The organism is Amycolatopsis pittospori (assembly GCF_013870525.1).
In the GTDB taxonomy this organism is placed as follows: domain Bacteria; phylum Actinomycetota; class Actinomycetes; order Mycobacteriales; family Pseudonocardiaceae; genus Amycolatopsis; species Amycolatopsis pittospori.
Map to the genome: position 1 here is coordinate 1 of NZ_JACBXD010000081.1, position 15,483 is coordinate 15,483.

A 15,483-nucleotide genomic window follows, 5' to 3' on the forward strand; every position below is an offset into this window, starting at 1 on the left:
CACCGGGGACACCGACGCGCGGGCCGCGGGCGCCGAAGTGGCCGGCACGGTGATGGCCCACCGCGGCGAGCTCGCACACAGTGCCGAGCTGTACCAATGGTCCGGCCGGGCGGGATCGAAGGCGTTCGCCGCGATCGCCTTGGTGGGTACCGGAAAACTCGAAGCCGCCCGTGGCGTCCTGGAAACGCCCGAGGTCCCGACCCTGTTCGCGGGCGCCGCCTCGCGGACCGCGCAGGCGATAACCGGCTCGGTCTCCGGCTGTGGCGCCGAAACGCTGTCGGCCCTGCTGGGCGCGGCGTCGATGCTCGAATCCGCGGGCGCGCCCGCGCCGCTCCCGGACAGCCCGGCCGCGCTCGCGGCCTTGGTGGGCCTGCATTCGGGAGAACTCGCGCTGGCCGAGTCGGTGCTGAGCCGCGCGGTGGCCGGCCGCATCGGCGGAGACCTCCTCGCGAAACGTCACCGGCTGCTGCTCGGCTGGGTCGCGATGACCGCGGGCGACCTCAAGACCGCCTCGGATTCCCTGATGTCACCGGACGGCCTCGAAGCCCGCGACGAACTCTTCGCCGCCACCCTTCAACTGGGCCTGGCACGGCGAGCCAGCGACCTTCCGGGACTGCAACGGTCCTGGGACCGGGCCTATCAGGCGTCGATGCGTCAGCAGCCGGACCTGTATTCGTTGCTACCGCTGGGAGAACTCGCGATCGCGGCCGCGCGGGCCGGCGCGAGCGCCAAACTCGCCGGGCAGCTGGAGCGGGCACATACGGTGCTCGACGGTCTCGGCAACCCTCCCTTGTGGACGGCGACCCTTCGCTGGCACGAACTGCACGCCGCGATCACCGTGGAGAACGGCACCGCCGCTTCGGAGCATTTGGCGGCGTTGAACGATTTCGCCTCCTGCGGGCGGTATCCGGCGGCGCTGGCTTCGGCCGCGACCTGCTGGCTCGCGGTTCTGAGCGGCACCTTCGACCCCGAACCGATTTCCGCGGCCGCCGGGGAGTTGCACGAACTCGGGCTCTGCTGGGACGCGTCACGGCTCGCCGGCCAGGCGGCGATCCGGACTTCGGACCGGCGGGCGATGGTGCAGCTGCTCGAAGCGGCACGCCAGTTCCAGGGGCGCGCTCCGGAACCTGTCGCGGCCACCGGATCGAGTGCCTTGAGCGAACGGGAACTGGAGGTCGCCCGGCTGGTCGTCGACGGGATGACCTACAAACAGGCCGGGAGCACGCTCTTCATCTCGGCGAAGACCGTGGAGCATCACGTGGCCCGGATCCGAGGGAAACTCGGGGCCGGGGACCGCCGGGAGTTGCTGGCGATGCTGCGGGAACTGCTTCCCGCCACCGAGGCCTAGAACCTGCCCGGCGGATTCTCGCCGGGCAGGCCCCTGCCTCAACGCTTGAGGGTGAAGGTGAAGTCGCCGGAGAGCTTGCCGCTCAACCGGACAGCCGACACGACCTTCCCCGCCACGATCAGTCTCTCGACCTCCGCCCGCGAAAGACCGCACCCTTCGGCGATCAGCCGCACCGGCCGGACCGGGATCCGCGCCGCGAAGCGAACCGACACGTCGATCACCTCGCGGTCCCGGTAATCCATTCCGCCGGTGTCGAGCCGCCAGGCGTCGTCCCAATCGAGCGCGATGCGATTACGGCGTCGCACGACCGGATCCTGGAGCACTTCGGCCGCGAGTCCAGGATCGTTGTCGTGCAACCGATCCAGCAGATCCGGTCGCACGGAGCGCACCCTCGTCCGCTCCAGGACCGTGAGTTTCGTGGTCTCCCCGCAAGCGGTGCAGAGCGCGAGGAGCCAGACGTCGATGAGCTTGTGATTGGCGTTGACACGGAACTTGCCGCTCGTCCGGAAGGTCTCGGACGAGCAGACGTGACAACGACGGAGAACGAGTGGCAGGCAGGTGGGTACGACCACCCAGTTTTCGAGCATGGGAGTACACCCGTTTCAGTGAGAAATCCGCAGCAAAAAGGAGCGCGGCGCACAAGGCGCGACGCGCGACGAATCAGCGCTCGGGAGGTCTCACAGGGTGTACAACGGCAGGTCTTTCGCTAGGCGACTCGGCTCGGCAGCACGGTAACGGCGGACACGGCACCGCTCCACCGAATTTCGGCCGCCCTCACTTCTGGTCGAGGCCGAGAATTCCGGTCAGGTCGCGCAGGCATTCCTCGTACACGGGTTCCAGGTCCGAGTAGGCGAAGTCCAGCTGGTGCAGGACTTCCATACACAGCAAGCCGTACAGCCGGGTCCAGCAGGACAGGAAGACGTGCGCGGCCTCGGGCGGGAGTTGTCCGCCGATGGTGGCGGAATAGGCGGACAGCTGCTCCCACAGCGACTCGGGCAGGTCGTCCGGCTCGGGTACCGGGAACGGGCGCGTCCGCCACAACTCGACCGTGAGGTCCCGGAGCACCTGCTCGAACCGCTGCGCGGCTTGGTGGCGTTCCGAATCCGGCCGCCGGTTCGGCGGGGCGATCGGACTGGCGAAGATCCAGCCGAACTCGGCCGGATGGGCGACGGCCCAGCTGCGCATGGCACGGCAGACCGCGAGGATGCGCTCACCGACCGGCGCGTCGGCGAGGGCGTCGCGGGCGTGTTCCATGGTGACGGCCAATTCGAGGAAGAAGTCCGCCGTCACCGCGCCGATGAGCTCGTCGTGGCCGCTGTAGTAGTGGTACAGGGCCGGGCCGCTCATACCCACTTGCCTGGCGACGGCGTTGATGGTGACCGCGGCCTGCCCCTTCTCGACCAGGATTTCGCGCACAGCCGCGTGAATCTCCCCCAAAGCCGCCTTGCGCAGCCTCTCCCGCCTGTTGCCGGTCTGTGCGGACATCCTCACCTCTCGGTCGCTCCACTGGCCTCTTGACAGTCTAGATCATCTATGTTTCCTTAATGACTCTAAGCTAACCTAGAGTCATTAAGGAGTGCTCGTGGGGAAAGTGACCATCGTGGGAGGCGGCATCGGCGGACTGGCCGCGGCCGTCGCCTTCCAGCAGCGCGGCTGGCGGGTGGAGGTGCTCGAACGCGCTCCCGAGTTCACCGATATCGGTGCCGGGGTGTCGATCCAGCCCAACGGTCTCCATGCGCTGGACGCCCTCGGCCTGGGCGATCCCCTGCGCTCCGGCGGCTTGGCCGATCCACTCGCGGGCATCCGCCGTAAGAACGGGGACTGGTTGATCCGCAACGACGTCGACGACCTGAAACGCCGCTTCGGCCAGTGGGCGACCGTGCACCGTGCTGCTCTCGTCGAACTGCTGCGCTCGGCCGTGGACGCAGAGGCTTTGCGACCGGGCACCTACGTGCACGTGGTACAGCCCGATGGCACGGTGCTCCACAGTGGAGGAACGTCCAGCGCGGATCTCGTAGTGGGCGCGGACGGCGTGCACAGCGTGACCCGGCGGTCGGTCTGGCCGCACGTCTCAGGCGCGCGCTACGTCGGATACACGACCTGGCGTCTCATCGCACCCCCTCGGCCCGTCGCGGCGAGCGTGGAAACATGGGGCAAGGGCGAACGATTCGGGCAGGTGCCGATGCCCGACGGCCGCGTCTACTGCTATCTGATGGCCAACGCCCCGGCCGGCTCCCGCGTGGGCCTGGAGCGGTTGCGCGAGCGGTTCGCGGACTGGCACGACCCCATCCCGGCGTTGCTGGAAACCGCGAGCGAGGTGCTACAGCACGACACCTACGAACTACCCGAGCTGGAAACGTACGTCACCGGGAACGTCGCGCTTCTCGGCGACGCCGCGCACGCGATGACCCCCAATCTGGGCCAAGGCGCCTGCCAGGCGCTCGAGGACGCGGTCACGCTCGCCGCGGCGGTGGACACCCTCGGCGTACGGGCGGGGCTGGAGGAATACGACCGTGTTCGCAGGCCACGTACCCAGATGATCGCCCGCCGCTCCCGGCAGGTCGGCGCTCCCGCGCATTGGACGTCGCCACCACTGACCGCCCTACGCGACGCGACTCTTCCCCTACTGCCGAACTCGCTCTTCGCTCGCTCAGCCACCGCCGCCTACGGCTGGACGCCCTGAGCCCCACATGTACGAAAGGCCGACAAGATGCTCTTCCCCCGAATCGTGATCGCCGCCGTCGGAGTGATCACCGCGGTCGGTGCCGTACTCGCCGATCTGGTCATCCCCGATCTGGCCGCACAGCACGCCTTCAACCCCGCTTGGCCTCCCCACGCCAAGTTCCACGACGCCCAGTACATGGTGATGACAGTGCTTCTCGGCATCATCGGCCTGACCCTCGTCCTGCGACGGGCCGGGAACCCGCGAGGCCGGCTGCTTTGCGCCGCGGCGATCCTGGCCACCCCCTGGCTCGGCATGGCCGGCGCTTTCCTGTTCCCCGACACCGCCACCTACGATCCCGAGTTCGCCGGTCAGACCAGGTTCATCCTCGGCATGCACGGACAGGTCTTCCTGGCGGTAGTCCTGCTTCTGGCCCTGGGTGCCGCGATCGTGGCGACACTGCGGACTCCCGCGGATCCCGGTACTCGCGGCGGAGTTCCTCGATAACCGATCGGTCATGCCGCGTATTCTCGGACGATGGTCATTCCAGACGGCAGCGCTCGAACTTCGGTGCTGCTACAGGCCAGGCTGGACTTGACGCTGGAGTCGGTGACCGAAGAATGGCACTGGTACGAAAACCGGCAGAACGCACTGTTGATGTTCTGGCTGCATTTTCCCGGCATCCCCGTTCTGGCGGTGCGCGGCAGCGGCGAGATGCTTCGGCTGGCGGAATCGGAGCCGCACTCCTCCTACGACATGCGCGAGTACGGCCAGAGCAAGGTCGGCCCCGGTCGACAGCCGAGCCTTCTCGCCGCGTTCGTTGGTTCCCGCCTTCGTGATGCCACCCTGATCTGGGGGTACTCCACAGAACCGGCTGTCGGAGGCGTCCTCTTCCAGTTCGACACCGGGAACCTGGCCGTTGCCTCGTTCTGCGACGAATGGGTGATCGCCCGCGACGGACTACCTCCCGACGCTGCGCGATATCACCGCGTCGAGGCAGTGACCATCACCGGATGCCAAACGTCCTGATCACGGTTCGCAACAGTTGTTCGGGACCATCGGTGAGGTAAGGAGCGACCGCCTCGACGCTTGCGGGTTCAGGACGCGTCGACGTGCAGCCGGTGCGCGTCACAGACCACGCATCGAAACAGATACCCGGCCAGATCGCCGTCAGGGCTGAGATAGGAACGGAGCAAGTCGCCGGGAAAGCCCAGGCCTCCATCGACGTCCTGGGCGAACACCGGGTCGGGCAGCAGGCCAGGCAGGTCATCCGCGCCGACGAATCCGATGAACGCGCAGGGCAGGCCACAATGCGATCGCCATTGTTCTTGTTGCCATGACGGATAGGACGGCGTGCGGTCAGCGACCTCGCGAGCGGCATCCTCATCGACGGCCAGCGGTTCTTCCGGCTCGATCGGGACACCGTCTATGCCCAGCCAGTCGGAAAAAGATCCGCCGAACCTTCTGGCGGCACTACCGTCGGCGACACACCACGGACAGAGGCGGACGTCGTCCGCGCGGGTGTAGAAGCTGCCCCGGTATCGCCACTCGCGGTCGCGTTCGCAGCACGAGCAAAGCAGTGGCTCGGCAACGAAGAAGCCTAGTTCGTAGGCATTCGGGCTGAACCGGAACGTAGGCAGCGAATCCACATCACCGACTCTATCCCAGGTCGAGCACGCGGTTGTCGACGCGATGGTCACCCAGCGAAGCACCAAGTCGTCGAGACAGGACCGTTCACTCTCCGCGTAAACCCGATCACGAAACTACGTGAACTCGAACGCCTGTTCGAGTACGATCATGGTCATGACCCCGACTCTTGCTCATAACCCGAAGACCGCTCGCTTTCTGGATGCCGCGTTCGACGAGGAGGTTCTGCTTCGTCAGGCGCAGGGGCGTCAGGTGCGGGCGTTAGCCGATTTCGCTGCTGTCGCCGGATCGCGAAGATCGATGACCGAGGAAGTCGCCCTGCGCTTCTCGGTCTCCCGCAATCGAGCGTTCCTGCTGCTGGAAATCGCCTGCGCGCTGGTGCGACGTCTGCCGCAAACGTTGGCGGCATTGGACAACGGCGACATCGATCTGTTCAAGGCCTCCAAGGTCACGCAGTTGACCCGGGAGGTGTCGGATGAGGTCGCCGCCCAGGTGGATGCCTGGATGGCGAACCGTCTCGCCGAGCGTGATCCGGAGGCGATCCGCCGTTCGGTGAGCCACGCGGTGCAGAAGTTCGACTCCGCCGGCTATCACGAACGCGCCGCGAAGAAACGCGCGTTGCGGCATACCTCGTTGAAGCACGATGACGAGACGATGTCCACGCTCTCCGGCTATCTCCCCGCGGAGGTCGCCGGGTCCATCTACGCCTCGATGAGCCGCACCGCGCAAAGCCGCCGCATGAAGGACAAGTCCCGCACTCTCGACCAACATCGCGCCGACATCTTCGCCGAACGGTTGCTGGCCGAAGACGGACACGGCAAACCCCGGGCACATATCCATGTATACGTGGACTTCTTGACTCTCGCCGGTGCCCGTAACGACCCCGCGACCCTCGCCGGCCACGGCCCCATCCCCGACTGGCTCGTTCGCGAAATCGCCTCCGACCCCGACTCCACCTGGTCCAGGCTGATCACCGACCCCGCCACCGGTCAACTGCTGGAAGCCGGCGCCGACAAGTACCGGTCACCCGCTTCACTCGCCCGGTTGATCAAAGCCCGCGACCGGGAATGCACACAACCCGGCTGCCACCGGCCGGCCGAGTTCTCCGAGATCGACCACATCATCCCCCGGGCCCGCGACGGCAGGACCAACCACCACAACTGCCACAGTTTGTGCAAAGGCCACAACCTGCTCCGCGAAGAACCCGGCTGGTCCGCCGAACCCACCGGCAACGGCGGCACGATCATCACCACCCCCAGCGGCCACACCTACGAAGCGGCACCGGAACCACTGCACGAACCACGACCCGAACCCGAGGACGACGAATCACCGTCCTGAGCGCGAAGAACCGCCGACTGCGGGGTGCACACCCGGCGGCCCATCTCGTCACGCCTTCGGCCGCCTAGGAACTCACGCTCCTCAAGCCTGCGTGCCCAAAGCCTTCACAGCCGCCCGGGCCACTCGCCGCGAAGGGTCCTCGAGCATCGGCCTCGCCAGCTCGACCGGAACGGCGTCCAGAATCCGCAACGCTCCCAAGGCAAAGGCGCGAACCCGAGCAGACGGATGTCCCAGCAACGGATACAACAGCGGTCCGTCCTCCGTCCGGCTTGACTCGGCAAACCCCGCGATGACTCCCAATGACGGAGCCGTCCCTGATGCAACCGTCCCTTGAGCGAAAGCGGAAACAGCCGACCGATACCAAGCCGTGGCGTCCATCCCGGTCCGCCGAGCGGCATCCCGAGCCAACGCCCGGATCAACGAAGACCGGTCGTCCAGCAACGCGACGATCTCTTCGAGATGACCGAGCCGCGCGAGTCCGGTCAGCGCACTGATCCGCACTTCGTTGTGCCGGCAAACGGCCAACTGGCGGAGGAAGTCCACGCGACCGGACCAGACGGCCTCACGGGCCGCGGCGTCACCGGCCCGTGACCGCACAACGATGTCGAAGTCCCGCGACGCGAGCCGGACGAGCTGGTCCAGTTTCAGATCCCCGCGCCGGGTCCGCACCTCCAAAGCGAACCGTCGCACCGCGAGGTTCACCGAACGTTCCAGTTGTTCGAGGACTTGAGCGGGAGCGTCGTAAGCAGCCGCGTAAAGCTGCTTCACACCGAATCCCCCACGCTGCCGACGACGCAAATGGAGCATCATTTCGGCGGCCGGCTGGAGATACGTCCCCGGCCGGTCGTGCAACAGCCGGATGACACCCAAGCGGGCGGCGTCGCTGACCGGTTCGGCCCAGTCCGTCATACGCAACAGCAAGAACGGGAGCTGGACCGGAGCCGGACGCGACAGCATCTTCGCGACCGCGAGTTCCCGGACACGGCCGTCACCGTGCGAGGCGGCGATAGCCGTCGTGAGCGGACCTGCTTTTCCCAGCTTCAACCGCTCGGCGACGTCGCGAAGAGCGGGCGGGTAATGCACAGAGTCCCAGTACGCCGGGCGGCAGTACTCGTCGATCGAGGAAACCAGCGCCGGAGTCTCGGTGATCGTCGCGAAGGCGGCCGCGATCTCGGCGGCGTCGCCGGACTTGTCTACGCGGACGAGCGCCTCGACGAGCACGTCGATGCGCAGGCCCCTGCTCTCCAGAAACTCCTGGAGAGCCTCGGCCACGGACTTTCTCTTCCCGAAGATCACCCGGTGATCCTCCCCCATGCACCGCTCACCGCGCTCATCCTTTTCGCGGGTAGACGCCCGATGGCGGCCCGCGTAGGAACGAGGAATGGCTGAGGAGCGGTCCAGACGAAAGTTCCTGTCCACGTCGGCGGCACTGTCATCTGCGGCACTGTCATCAGCGGCACTGTCGGTCGCGCTCACCGGAGTCCCGGCCGGCGCCGACGAACTGGGCGATCGAGGCCCCGGTGGTCCCGTGTCACCCCAACGACCGGACCCCGAGCTCCGGGCGATCCTCCGCGAAATCGACGAGCGCCGGATCGAAGCCACCGTACGCAGGCTCGCCGCCTTCGGAACGCGGCATACGCTGTCCTCCCAATCCGATCCGGTGCGCGGTATCGGCGCCGCCCGTGACTGGATCTTCGCGGAGATGAAGAAGTCCGCGGAAAAGTCGGGTGGCCGCATGACCGTCGAGTTGCAGTCCTACGTCCAGCAGCCAGCGCAGCCCCGGATCCCGGTGGCCACCACGATCACCAACGTCGTCGCCACCTTGCGCGGATCCACCACTCCCGAACGGGTCTATGTCGTCTCGGGTCACTACGACTCGCGGTGTTCTGATCCGCTGGACGCGACGAAAGACGCGCCGGGCGCCGACGACGACGCTTCCGGGGTGGCCGTCGCGATGGAACTCGCCCGCGTGCTGGCGACCCGGCGTCCGGCCGCGACCATTGTGTTCGCCGCGGTCGCGGGTGAGGAGCAGGGCCTGTTCGGTGCCCGGCATCTGGCCACCACCTACAAGGCCGCCGGTACGAATGTGCAGGCGATGTTCACCAACGACATCGTCGGTTCGAGCCGGGCGGACGACGGGACGCGCGACCCGCGGACGATCCGGTTGTTCGCCGAGGGCGTGCCGACGTCGGAAACCCCGGCACAGGCCGACCTCCGGCGCGCGGTCGGCGGCGAGAACGATTCGCCTTCGCGGCAGTTGGCGCGGTTCGTGCGGTCGGTCGCCGAGAACGACGCGACCGGCATGTCCGTGCGGGTGATCTACCGGCGCGACCGCTATCTCCGGGGCGGCGACCACATTCCGTTCCTGGAGCAGGGCTATCCGGCCGCGCGGTTCACCGAGCCGCACGAGGACTTCGCGCATCAGCACCAGGACGTCCGGGTGGAGAACGGCAAGCAGTTCGGCGATCTCCCGGAGTTCTGTGATTTCCCGTTCATCGCCAGGGTCGCGCGGGTGAACGCCGCCACGCTGTGGTCGCTGGCGACCGCGCCCGGCACTCCCGAGGACGTCCGGATCCGGACCAGCCGGCTCACCAACGACACCGATCTGGTGTGGCGGCGCGGATCCGACCCGGATCTCGCCGGCTACGAGGTCGTCTGGCGGGAGACGACGGCGGCCGAATGGACGCGGGTGATCGGGGTCGGTGACGCCACCGAGGCTAGGGTTGATCTGTCGAAGGACAACGTGTTCTTCGGTGTGCGCGCGGTCGGGAAGAACGGTCGTCGCAGCCCGGTCGCTTTCCCGACACCTTTGAGCTGATACCACGATTGAGCTGATACCACGATGACGATCACACCCGACGATCTCGACGCGGCGGTGGCCAGTGTCGTGGGCGGCCTCCGGACGGCGGCGAGCCGCGACTGGTCGTCGGTGCCCGGTACCGGCGACCTGAACGCCTGGCGGACGGCCGAGCATCTCGGCGACTGCCTCATCTCCTACGCAGGACTGCTGCTCGCCCGGCCTTCGACACCGCGGTTCGTCTGCTTCGAGTCCGTCGCCGACAAGGCCGCGACGCCCACCGAGATGCTGGAGTTCGTCACGGTGGGCGCCGGGATCCTGGGCGCCACTCTCCGCACGGTGGACCCGGACGTCCGCGCGTATCACCCGAGCGGCCGTGCCGACGTCGAAGGCTTCGCCGGAATGGGGTGCGTCGAGGTCCTGGTCCACGGCGAGGACATGGCCAGGGGTCTCGGCGTCACCCTCGATCCGCCACGCGACGTCTGTTCACGCGTGACGGCGCGAATGTTCCCCGACACGGAAATCACCGGCGTCGATCCCTGGACCGCGTTGCTCTGGTCGACGGACCGAACGGACCTGCCCGGACGGCCGTCCCGCGCCGGTTGGCAGTGGCGCGGTGCTCCACTCGAAAACTAACCCAGCAGCCGCCGGATATGCGCGGTGGTGGTGCTGAACTCCGGTCGTGCCAGCGTTTCCGAATATTCCCGCTCCTCGGGGAGGTCCACCGGGATCAGTTCGCGCACCGCTCCCGGCCGCGCGGTCATCACCACCACCCGGTTCGCCAGGTAGACGGCCTCGGCGATGGAGTGCGTGACGAGCAGGACGGTCGTGTCGGTCTCCCGCCAGATCCGCCGTAGTTCGACGTTCATCTGTTCGCGGGTCAGCGCGTCCAGCGCGCCGAACGGCTCGTCCATCAGCAGCACCCGCGGCCGGTGCAGTAGCGCGCGGCACAACGCGACCCGCTGCTGCATCCCGCCGGAAAGCTCGTGGGGCAAGGCGTCCTCGAATCCGGCGAGTCCGGTCATCGCGATCAGTTCGTCCGCCCGGCGCGCCGCCTCGGCCGCGGGCATCCCGCGCATCTCCGCCTGTAGCAGGATGTTGCGCCGGACCGAACGCCATTCCAGTAGCGCCGCCCGCTGGAAGACGTACCCGATGTCGTGCCGCGGTCCCGTGACCGGCTCGCCGAGCAGCCGCACGGTGCCCGAAGACGGTTTGAGGAGACCGGAAACGAGCTTCAGCAGGGTCGACTTCCCGCATCCGGACGGTCCGACGATCGACACGAACTCGCCGGGCTCGACGGACAGCGAGACCTCGCGGATCGCGGTGACGTCGATCTTCTTGGAGCGGAAGCGCACGGCGGCGGAGTCGAGTTCGACCGCGGCCGTCCTGAGTGTCACGGTCATCCCCGGGGTGCCACGCTTTCTTCCCAGTACGCGCCTGGCTCCTGTGCCTTGGTGATGACGCCGGTCCGCAGGAACGTCTCGATGGTCGACTTCCAGTCCGCGGCGGTGTTCACACCCGGTCCGGACGTCTTGGTCGCGTCGGTGTGCAGCAACGTCACCGTGGTCTTGAACTGTTCCACCAGGACCGCGGGCGACGGCAACTGCTGTGACGCGCCCTTCATCGTGTCGACGGCGGCCTGCGGGTCCTTCTCCGCGGCGGTCCAGGATTCGGCCGTGGCGGCGACCATGCGCTTCACCAGATCCGGATCCTTGCCGAGCGTGCCGCCCGAGGTGATCAGGCCGTTGCTGTAGTAGTTCAGCCCGAATTCGGAGAAGCGGAGGTACGACACCGGTTTCCCGGCCTTCTCCTGGATCGTCGGCCCCTGGTCGGAGGCGAAACCGAGGAGGACGTCGGCGCGTCCGGAGATGACCGCGGCCATCTTGCCGGCCGGGTCGATGTTCTGGATCTGTACGTCGGTCTCGGCCATCCCGTTCTGCTTCAGGAAGGCGGGGAACGTCTTCGTGAGCGCGTCGCCGGCGGTGGTGGCGACCTTGAGTCCCTTGAGGTCCTGTGGTTTGCCGATGTTCTTCTCCTGGAAGAACTGCACCGACGCGGGAGTGGTCTGCAGGAACACGCCGACGCTCTTCACCGCGACGCCCTGTTCGACGGCGGCCGCCAGCGCGGAGGTGTCGGCCCAGCCGAAGTCCGTCTGGTTCGCCGCGGCGGCCTGCACGGTCTTGCCGGAGCCTTGTCCCGCTTGGATCTTCAGGTCGATCCCGTGTTTGGCGAAGATCCCTTGCTTGACACCGAAATAGAACGGCGCGTGTTCGCCGTACGGGTACCAGTTGAGCGTCAGCGTGACCGCTTTGGCGCCCGGTCCGGTCTCGCTTCCCCCGCAGGCGGCGAGCACCAGGGTCGCGGCGAGCAGAACGGCGAATATCGCTGGTTTCCTCATCGCGATCCCTTGCTAGATGGTGGTGGTGACGGCTTCGGCCCGGCGGCTCGCGTGCCACGGAAGCACCAGGCGTTCGGCGATTTCGAGCAGGACGAACAGGACGACGCCGACGACGGACATCACGATCAGCCCGGCGAACAGCATCGGGGTGTCGAGGTTTCCGTTCGCCTGGAGGATCAGGTAGCCGAGTCCTTCGTTGGCGCCGACGAACTCGCCGACCACGGCGCCGGTGACGGCCAGGGTCACGGCGACCTTGAGTCCCGAGAACAGATGCGGGAGCGAGGCGGGGAACCGGATCTTCCAGAACGTCTTGAGCGGACCGCCGCCCATCACCGCCGCCAGGTGCAGCATCTCCGGGTCGACCGACTTGAGCCCGGTGACCATCGAGATCACCACCGGGAAGAACGCGATCAGCACCGCGACGAGGATCTTCGGTTCCAGCCCGAACCCGAGCCACACCACGAACAGCGGTGCGATCGCGATCTTCGGGATGACCTGGGCGAACAGCAGGACCGGGTAGACCGTCCGCTCCACATTGGGCGAGGACACCAGCGCCACCGCGGTGAGCACGCCGACGAGCGCGGCGAGGACGAAGCCCAGCACCGTTTCGTAGGTGGTGACCCAGGTGTGCTGCCACAGATAGGGCCACTGACCGATGAGGACGTTCAGTGTGGCTGCGGGCGAGGGCACCAGATAGGGCTCGATGAGCCCGGTGGCGGCCGTCGCCAGATGCCAGAGGAGCAGCAGCGCGGCGAGCAGGGCCACCGGCCGCCAAGTACGTTCGAGCAGGTTTTCGGTTGCCATGCCCCGGCGAGTGATCTTCATCGAACCTCCCGCACCGACCCCCGGAAAGAAAACGCTTTCTGAAAGCGCTTTCAGGCGTACCGTAGAATCCGGCCGCCACACGGGTCAAGGGGGAGGAGCACGAATGGTCCAACAGGCCCAGAGCACCCTCGGTGACGTCGCGAAGGCCGCGGGGGTGTCACTGGCGACCGCGTCCCGGGTGCTCAACGGCACGGCGAGCGTCGGCCCGGCGCTGCGCGAGCGCGTGCTCCGGGCGGCCGAACGGCTGGCCTACTCCCCCAACGCGCACGCGCAGGCGCTGGCCAGTTCGTCCAGCCGCACGGTCGGCGTGATCTGCCACGACGTCGGTGACCCGTACTTCGCCGGCATCGCGCGCGGGGTGATGCGCGCGGCGAGCCGCCACGATCTGCAGGTCGTGCTGGGCAGCACGTTCCGCGACCCGGATCGCGAAGTCGCCTACACCTCGATGATGCGCGGGCACCGGGTGCGCGCGATGTTGCTGATCGGGTCCGGCTTCGAGGACCGGGATCGGCAGGAGAGCCTGAGACAGGAGCTGGACCGCTACCGCGCGACCGGCGGCCGGGTCGCCGTGATCAGCAGGCATCGCGGGCTGCGGGCCGACGCGGTCCTGCCGGAGAACCGCGAGGGCGCCGCCGGCCTGGCGCGGGCACTGCTCGGCCTCGGGCACCGCCGGTTCGCCGTGTTGTCCGGGCCCCCGCTGCTCACCACGGTCGTCGACCGCGTCGACGGGTTCCTCGAAGCCCTCGCTGCCGCAGGAGTCACGGTGGAGCGTGAAGACATCGTCGAAGGCCCTTTCACTCGCGACGGCGGCTACGCGGCCGCTCAGCGGCTTCTCGGCCGTGGTCTGCGTGCCACCTGTGTCTTCGCCTCGACCGACGTCATGGCCGCCGGCGCACTCGCCGCGTTCCGCGAGCACGGTCTCAGCGTCCCCGGCGACGTCTCGCTGGCCGGATTCGACGACATCCCCACGATCCGCGATCTGACCCCGCCGCTGACGACGGTCGCGCTGCCGCTGGAAGACCTGGGCGAACGGGTACTGGAACTGGCGATGCTCCCGGAACGCGCCGGCCGCGCCAGGGTCGAGCGGGTCCAGGGCCGCGTCGTCCTGCGGGAAAGCACCGCCCGCTGGCAAGGTGACTCCTGAGCTCGAACGGGAGGCCCCATGCCACGAACCCTCAACGCCGACGAGGTCCGCGCGGCCGTCCCCATGCGGGACGCGGTGGCGGCCGTGCGCGACGCGTTCACCGAACTCGCCGCCGGGCACTTCACCCAGCCGGAGCGGCTCGTCTTCGGCGGCGGTCGGGTACTGGTGATGACGGCGCACCATGAACCGTCGGGGGCCGCGGTGGTCAAGACGCTCAGTGTCCGGCTCGACCGCGATCCGGCGATCCTCGGCACGGTCGTCTGGACCGGTGACGGCGAACCGCTCGTCGCCGACGCCGTCGCGGTGACCACTTTGCGCACCGGCGCGGTCACCGGTGTCGCGACCGACCTGCTCGCCCCGGCCGGCGCCGGGAAACTGGCACTGCTCGGCTCGGGCGCGCAGGCGGCCGACCAGGTCCGCGCGATCGCCGCGGTGCGGGATCTGCGTGAGGTCGCGCTCCACAGCCGCACCACCGGGAACGCCCGCGCGCTCGCGGAACGGCTCGGCGACGAGTTCCCCGCCGTGTCCTTCCGGGTCGCCGAGACCGTCGAAGACGCCTTGGCGGACGCCGAGATCGTCAATTGCGCGACGTCGTCGGAGACTCCGCTCTTCGCCGTGTCCGCCCTGCCGGAGAACGTCCACGTCAACGCCATCGGCTCGTTCCGGCCGTCGATGCGCGAACTCCCGGCGGACCTGCTCGCGACCGCGTCGATCGTCGTCGTCGATCAGATCGAGGCCGCGCTCGAAGAGTCGGGCGAGATCATCCACGCCGTCCGGGAAGGCCTGCTGGACCGGGGATCGCTCGTGGAACTCGGCGCCGCCTTGCCCGCCCCTCCGAAGACCACGGGCAGAACGGTGTTCAAGTCCGTCGGCGTCGCGGCACAGGATTGGGCCATCGCGCGGTCACTCGCCGCCTCCGACCGCTAGCAGGGAGTACGCGGGTACGGCCGATCGGCGCAACTTGGCCCTTGAAACGTTTGTCATTGCGGAATCCGGGAACTTTTCAGCCATGTCCAGATGGCGAACCACCAGTAGGAGCAACACCGCCGTACGCGTAATCACCGCTATCGGCGCGCTGTTCGCTTTCATCGAGCTGCTGTACATGGTCATGGTGCTCGCGGGTGCCAACGCGGGTAACGGATTCTTCATCTTCATCCAGGCGCTCGCGCGACCGCTGGCGCTGTTCTGGCCGGGTCTTTTCCCGGTGAGTGACCCGAATCTCGCGGTGATCCTCGACTACGGCCTGGCCGCGGCGTTCTGGGTGATCCTGGCGGGCGTCATCGCCCGTTTCGCGGCCCGCTGACCCCCTGCGGCGGCATTCGGC

At 67.8% G+C, this 15,483-nt stretch carries 17 protein-coding genes; 10 read left to right on the plus strand and 7 right to left on the minus strand.

The annotated features are described in order from the left end of the window. Positions 1-1,348: helix-turn-helix domain-containing protein (locus tag H5J31_RS31865; RefSeq protein WP_181776376.1), on the plus strand; the 1,348-nt coding region annotated here is incomplete at its 5' end. A 38-nt stretch (positions 1,349-1,386) separates the two neighbouring features. Here H5J31_RS31865 and H5J31_RS31870 read toward each other — a convergent pair. Then, the gene (locus H5J31_RS31870) at positions 1,387-1,935 is read right to left on the minus strand and encodes a DUF1062 domain-containing protein (protein WP_181776377.1); all 549 of its coding nucleotides are present in this window, start codon (positions 1,933-1,935) and stop codon (positions 1,387-1,389) included. 187 nt (positions 1,936-2,122) lie between these two features. Continuing rightward, positions 2,123-2,833, minus strand: a complete 711-nt coding sequence (locus H5J31_RS31875; RefSeq protein ID WP_181776378.1) for a TetR/AcrR family transcriptional regulator — start codon at positions 2,831-2,833, stop codon at positions 2,123-2,125. A 97-nt stretch (positions 2,834-2,930) separates the two neighbouring features. On the opposite strand from H5J31_RS31875, the gene H5J31_RS31880 reads away from it, so the two are divergent. The 3 genes from H5J31_RS31880 to H5J31_RS31890 are packed head-to-tail and all read left to right on the plus strand — an operon-like array spanning position 2,931 to position 5,039. Beyond that, positions 2,931-4,031, plus strand: a complete 1,101-nt coding sequence (locus H5J31_RS31880; protein ID WP_181776379.1) for an FAD-dependent monooxygenase — start codon at positions 2,931-2,933, stop codon at positions 4,029-4,031. Between the two features lie 27 nt (positions 4,032-4,058). Further along, positions 4,059-4,517 carry a DUF6640 family protein gene (locus tag H5J31_RS31885; protein WP_181776380.1) on the plus strand — a complete coding sequence of 153 codons (459 nt, stop codon included), beginning with the start codon at positions 4,059-4,061 and terminating at the stop codon, positions 4,515-4,517. A gap of 30 nt (positions 4,518-4,547) precedes the next feature. Continuing rightward, a complete protein-coding gene (locus H5J31_RS31890) occupies positions 4,548-5,039 on the plus strand; it encodes a hypothetical protein (RefSeq protein ID WP_207899117.1) in 492 nt (163 codons plus the stop codon). A 68-nt stretch (positions 5,040-5,107) separates the two neighbouring features. Here H5J31_RS31890 and H5J31_RS31895 read toward each other — a convergent pair whose 3' ends face one another. Continuing rightward, on the minus strand, positions 5,108-5,659 hold the full coding sequence (locus tag H5J31_RS31895; RefSeq protein WP_207899118.1) for a CbrC family protein: 552 nt from the start codon (positions 5,657-5,659) through the stop codon (positions 5,108-5,110). A 154-nt stretch (positions 5,660-5,813) separates the two neighbouring features. Between H5J31_RS31895 and H5J31_RS31900 the strand changes: the two genes are divergently transcribed. Further along, on the plus strand, positions 5,814-6,995 hold the full coding sequence (locus H5J31_RS31900; protein WP_181776381.1) for an HNH endonuclease signature motif containing protein: 1,182 nt from the start codon (positions 5,814-5,816) through the stop codon (positions 6,993-6,995). A gap of 81 nt (positions 6,996-7,076) precedes the next feature. On the opposite strand, the gene H5J31_RS31905 is transcribed toward H5J31_RS31900, so the two are convergent. Beyond that, positions 7,077-8,267, minus strand: coding sequence for a hypothetical protein (locus H5J31_RS31905; protein ID WP_181776382.1), 1,191 nt, complete (start codon positions 8,265-8,267; stop codon positions 7,077-7,079). A gap of 109 nt (positions 8,268-8,376) precedes the next feature. On the opposite strand from H5J31_RS31905, the gene H5J31_RS31910 reads away from it, so the two are divergent. Then, positions 8,377-9,813, plus strand: a complete 1,437-nt coding sequence (locus H5J31_RS31910) for a M20/M25/M40 family metallo-hydrolase (protein ID WP_181776383.1) — start codon at positions 8,377-8,379, stop codon at positions 9,811-9,813. A gap of 24 nt (positions 9,814-9,837) precedes the next feature. After that, positions 9,838-10,428: a maleylpyruvate isomerase mycothiol-dependent enzyme family protein gene (locus H5J31_RS31915; RefSeq protein WP_181776384.1), complete on the plus strand. Its 591-nt coding sequence runs from the start codon at positions 9,838-9,840 to the stop codon at positions 10,426-10,428. Here H5J31_RS31915 and H5J31_RS31920 read toward each other — a convergent pair. From H5J31_RS31920 to H5J31_RS31930, 3 genes are read right to left on the minus strand one after another with little or no spacing between them, the layout of a single operon-like run. Continuing rightward, positions 10,425-11,195 carry an ABC transporter ATP-binding protein gene (locus tag H5J31_RS31920; RefSeq protein ID WP_181776385.1) on the minus strand — a complete coding sequence of 257 codons (771 nt, stop codon included), beginning with the start codon at positions 11,193-11,195 and terminating at the stop codon, positions 10,425-10,427. The genes H5J31_RS31915 and H5J31_RS31920 overlap by 4 nt on opposite strands. After that, positions 11,192-12,190 carry an ABC transporter substrate-binding protein gene (locus H5J31_RS31925; protein WP_181776386.1) on the minus strand — a complete coding sequence of 333 codons (999 nt, stop codon included), beginning with the start codon at positions 12,188-12,190 and terminating at the stop codon, positions 11,192-11,194. Before H5J31_RS31925 ends, H5J31_RS31920 begins: the two co-directional genes overlap by 4 nt. A gap of 12 nt (positions 12,191-12,202) precedes the next feature. Continuing rightward, complete coding sequence (locus H5J31_RS31930; RefSeq protein WP_236005502.1) at positions 12,203-12,994, minus strand: ABC transporter permease; 792 nt, start codon at positions 12,992-12,994, stop codon at positions 12,203-12,205. A gap of 124 nt (positions 12,995-13,118) precedes the next feature. Between H5J31_RS31930 and H5J31_RS31935 the strand changes: the two genes are divergently transcribed. From H5J31_RS31935 to H5J31_RS31945, 3 genes are all read left to right on the plus strand, one after another. After that, positions 13,119-14,159: a LacI family DNA-binding transcriptional regulator gene (locus H5J31_RS31935; RefSeq protein ID WP_181776388.1), complete on the plus strand. Its 1,041-nt coding sequence runs from the start codon at positions 13,119-13,121 to the stop codon at positions 14,157-14,159. A gap of 18 nt (positions 14,160-14,177) precedes the next feature. Further along, complete coding sequence (locus H5J31_RS31940) at positions 14,178-15,086, plus strand: ornithine cyclodeaminase family protein (protein WP_181776389.1); 909 nt, start codon at positions 14,178-14,180, stop codon at positions 15,084-15,086. Positions 15,087-15,168: 82 nt separating this feature from the next. Continuing rightward, complete coding sequence (locus H5J31_RS31945; RefSeq protein ID WP_181776390.1) at positions 15,169-15,462, plus strand: hypothetical protein; 294 nt, start codon at positions 15,169-15,171, stop codon at positions 15,460-15,462. Positions 15,463-15,483: the final 21 nt, after the last annotated feature.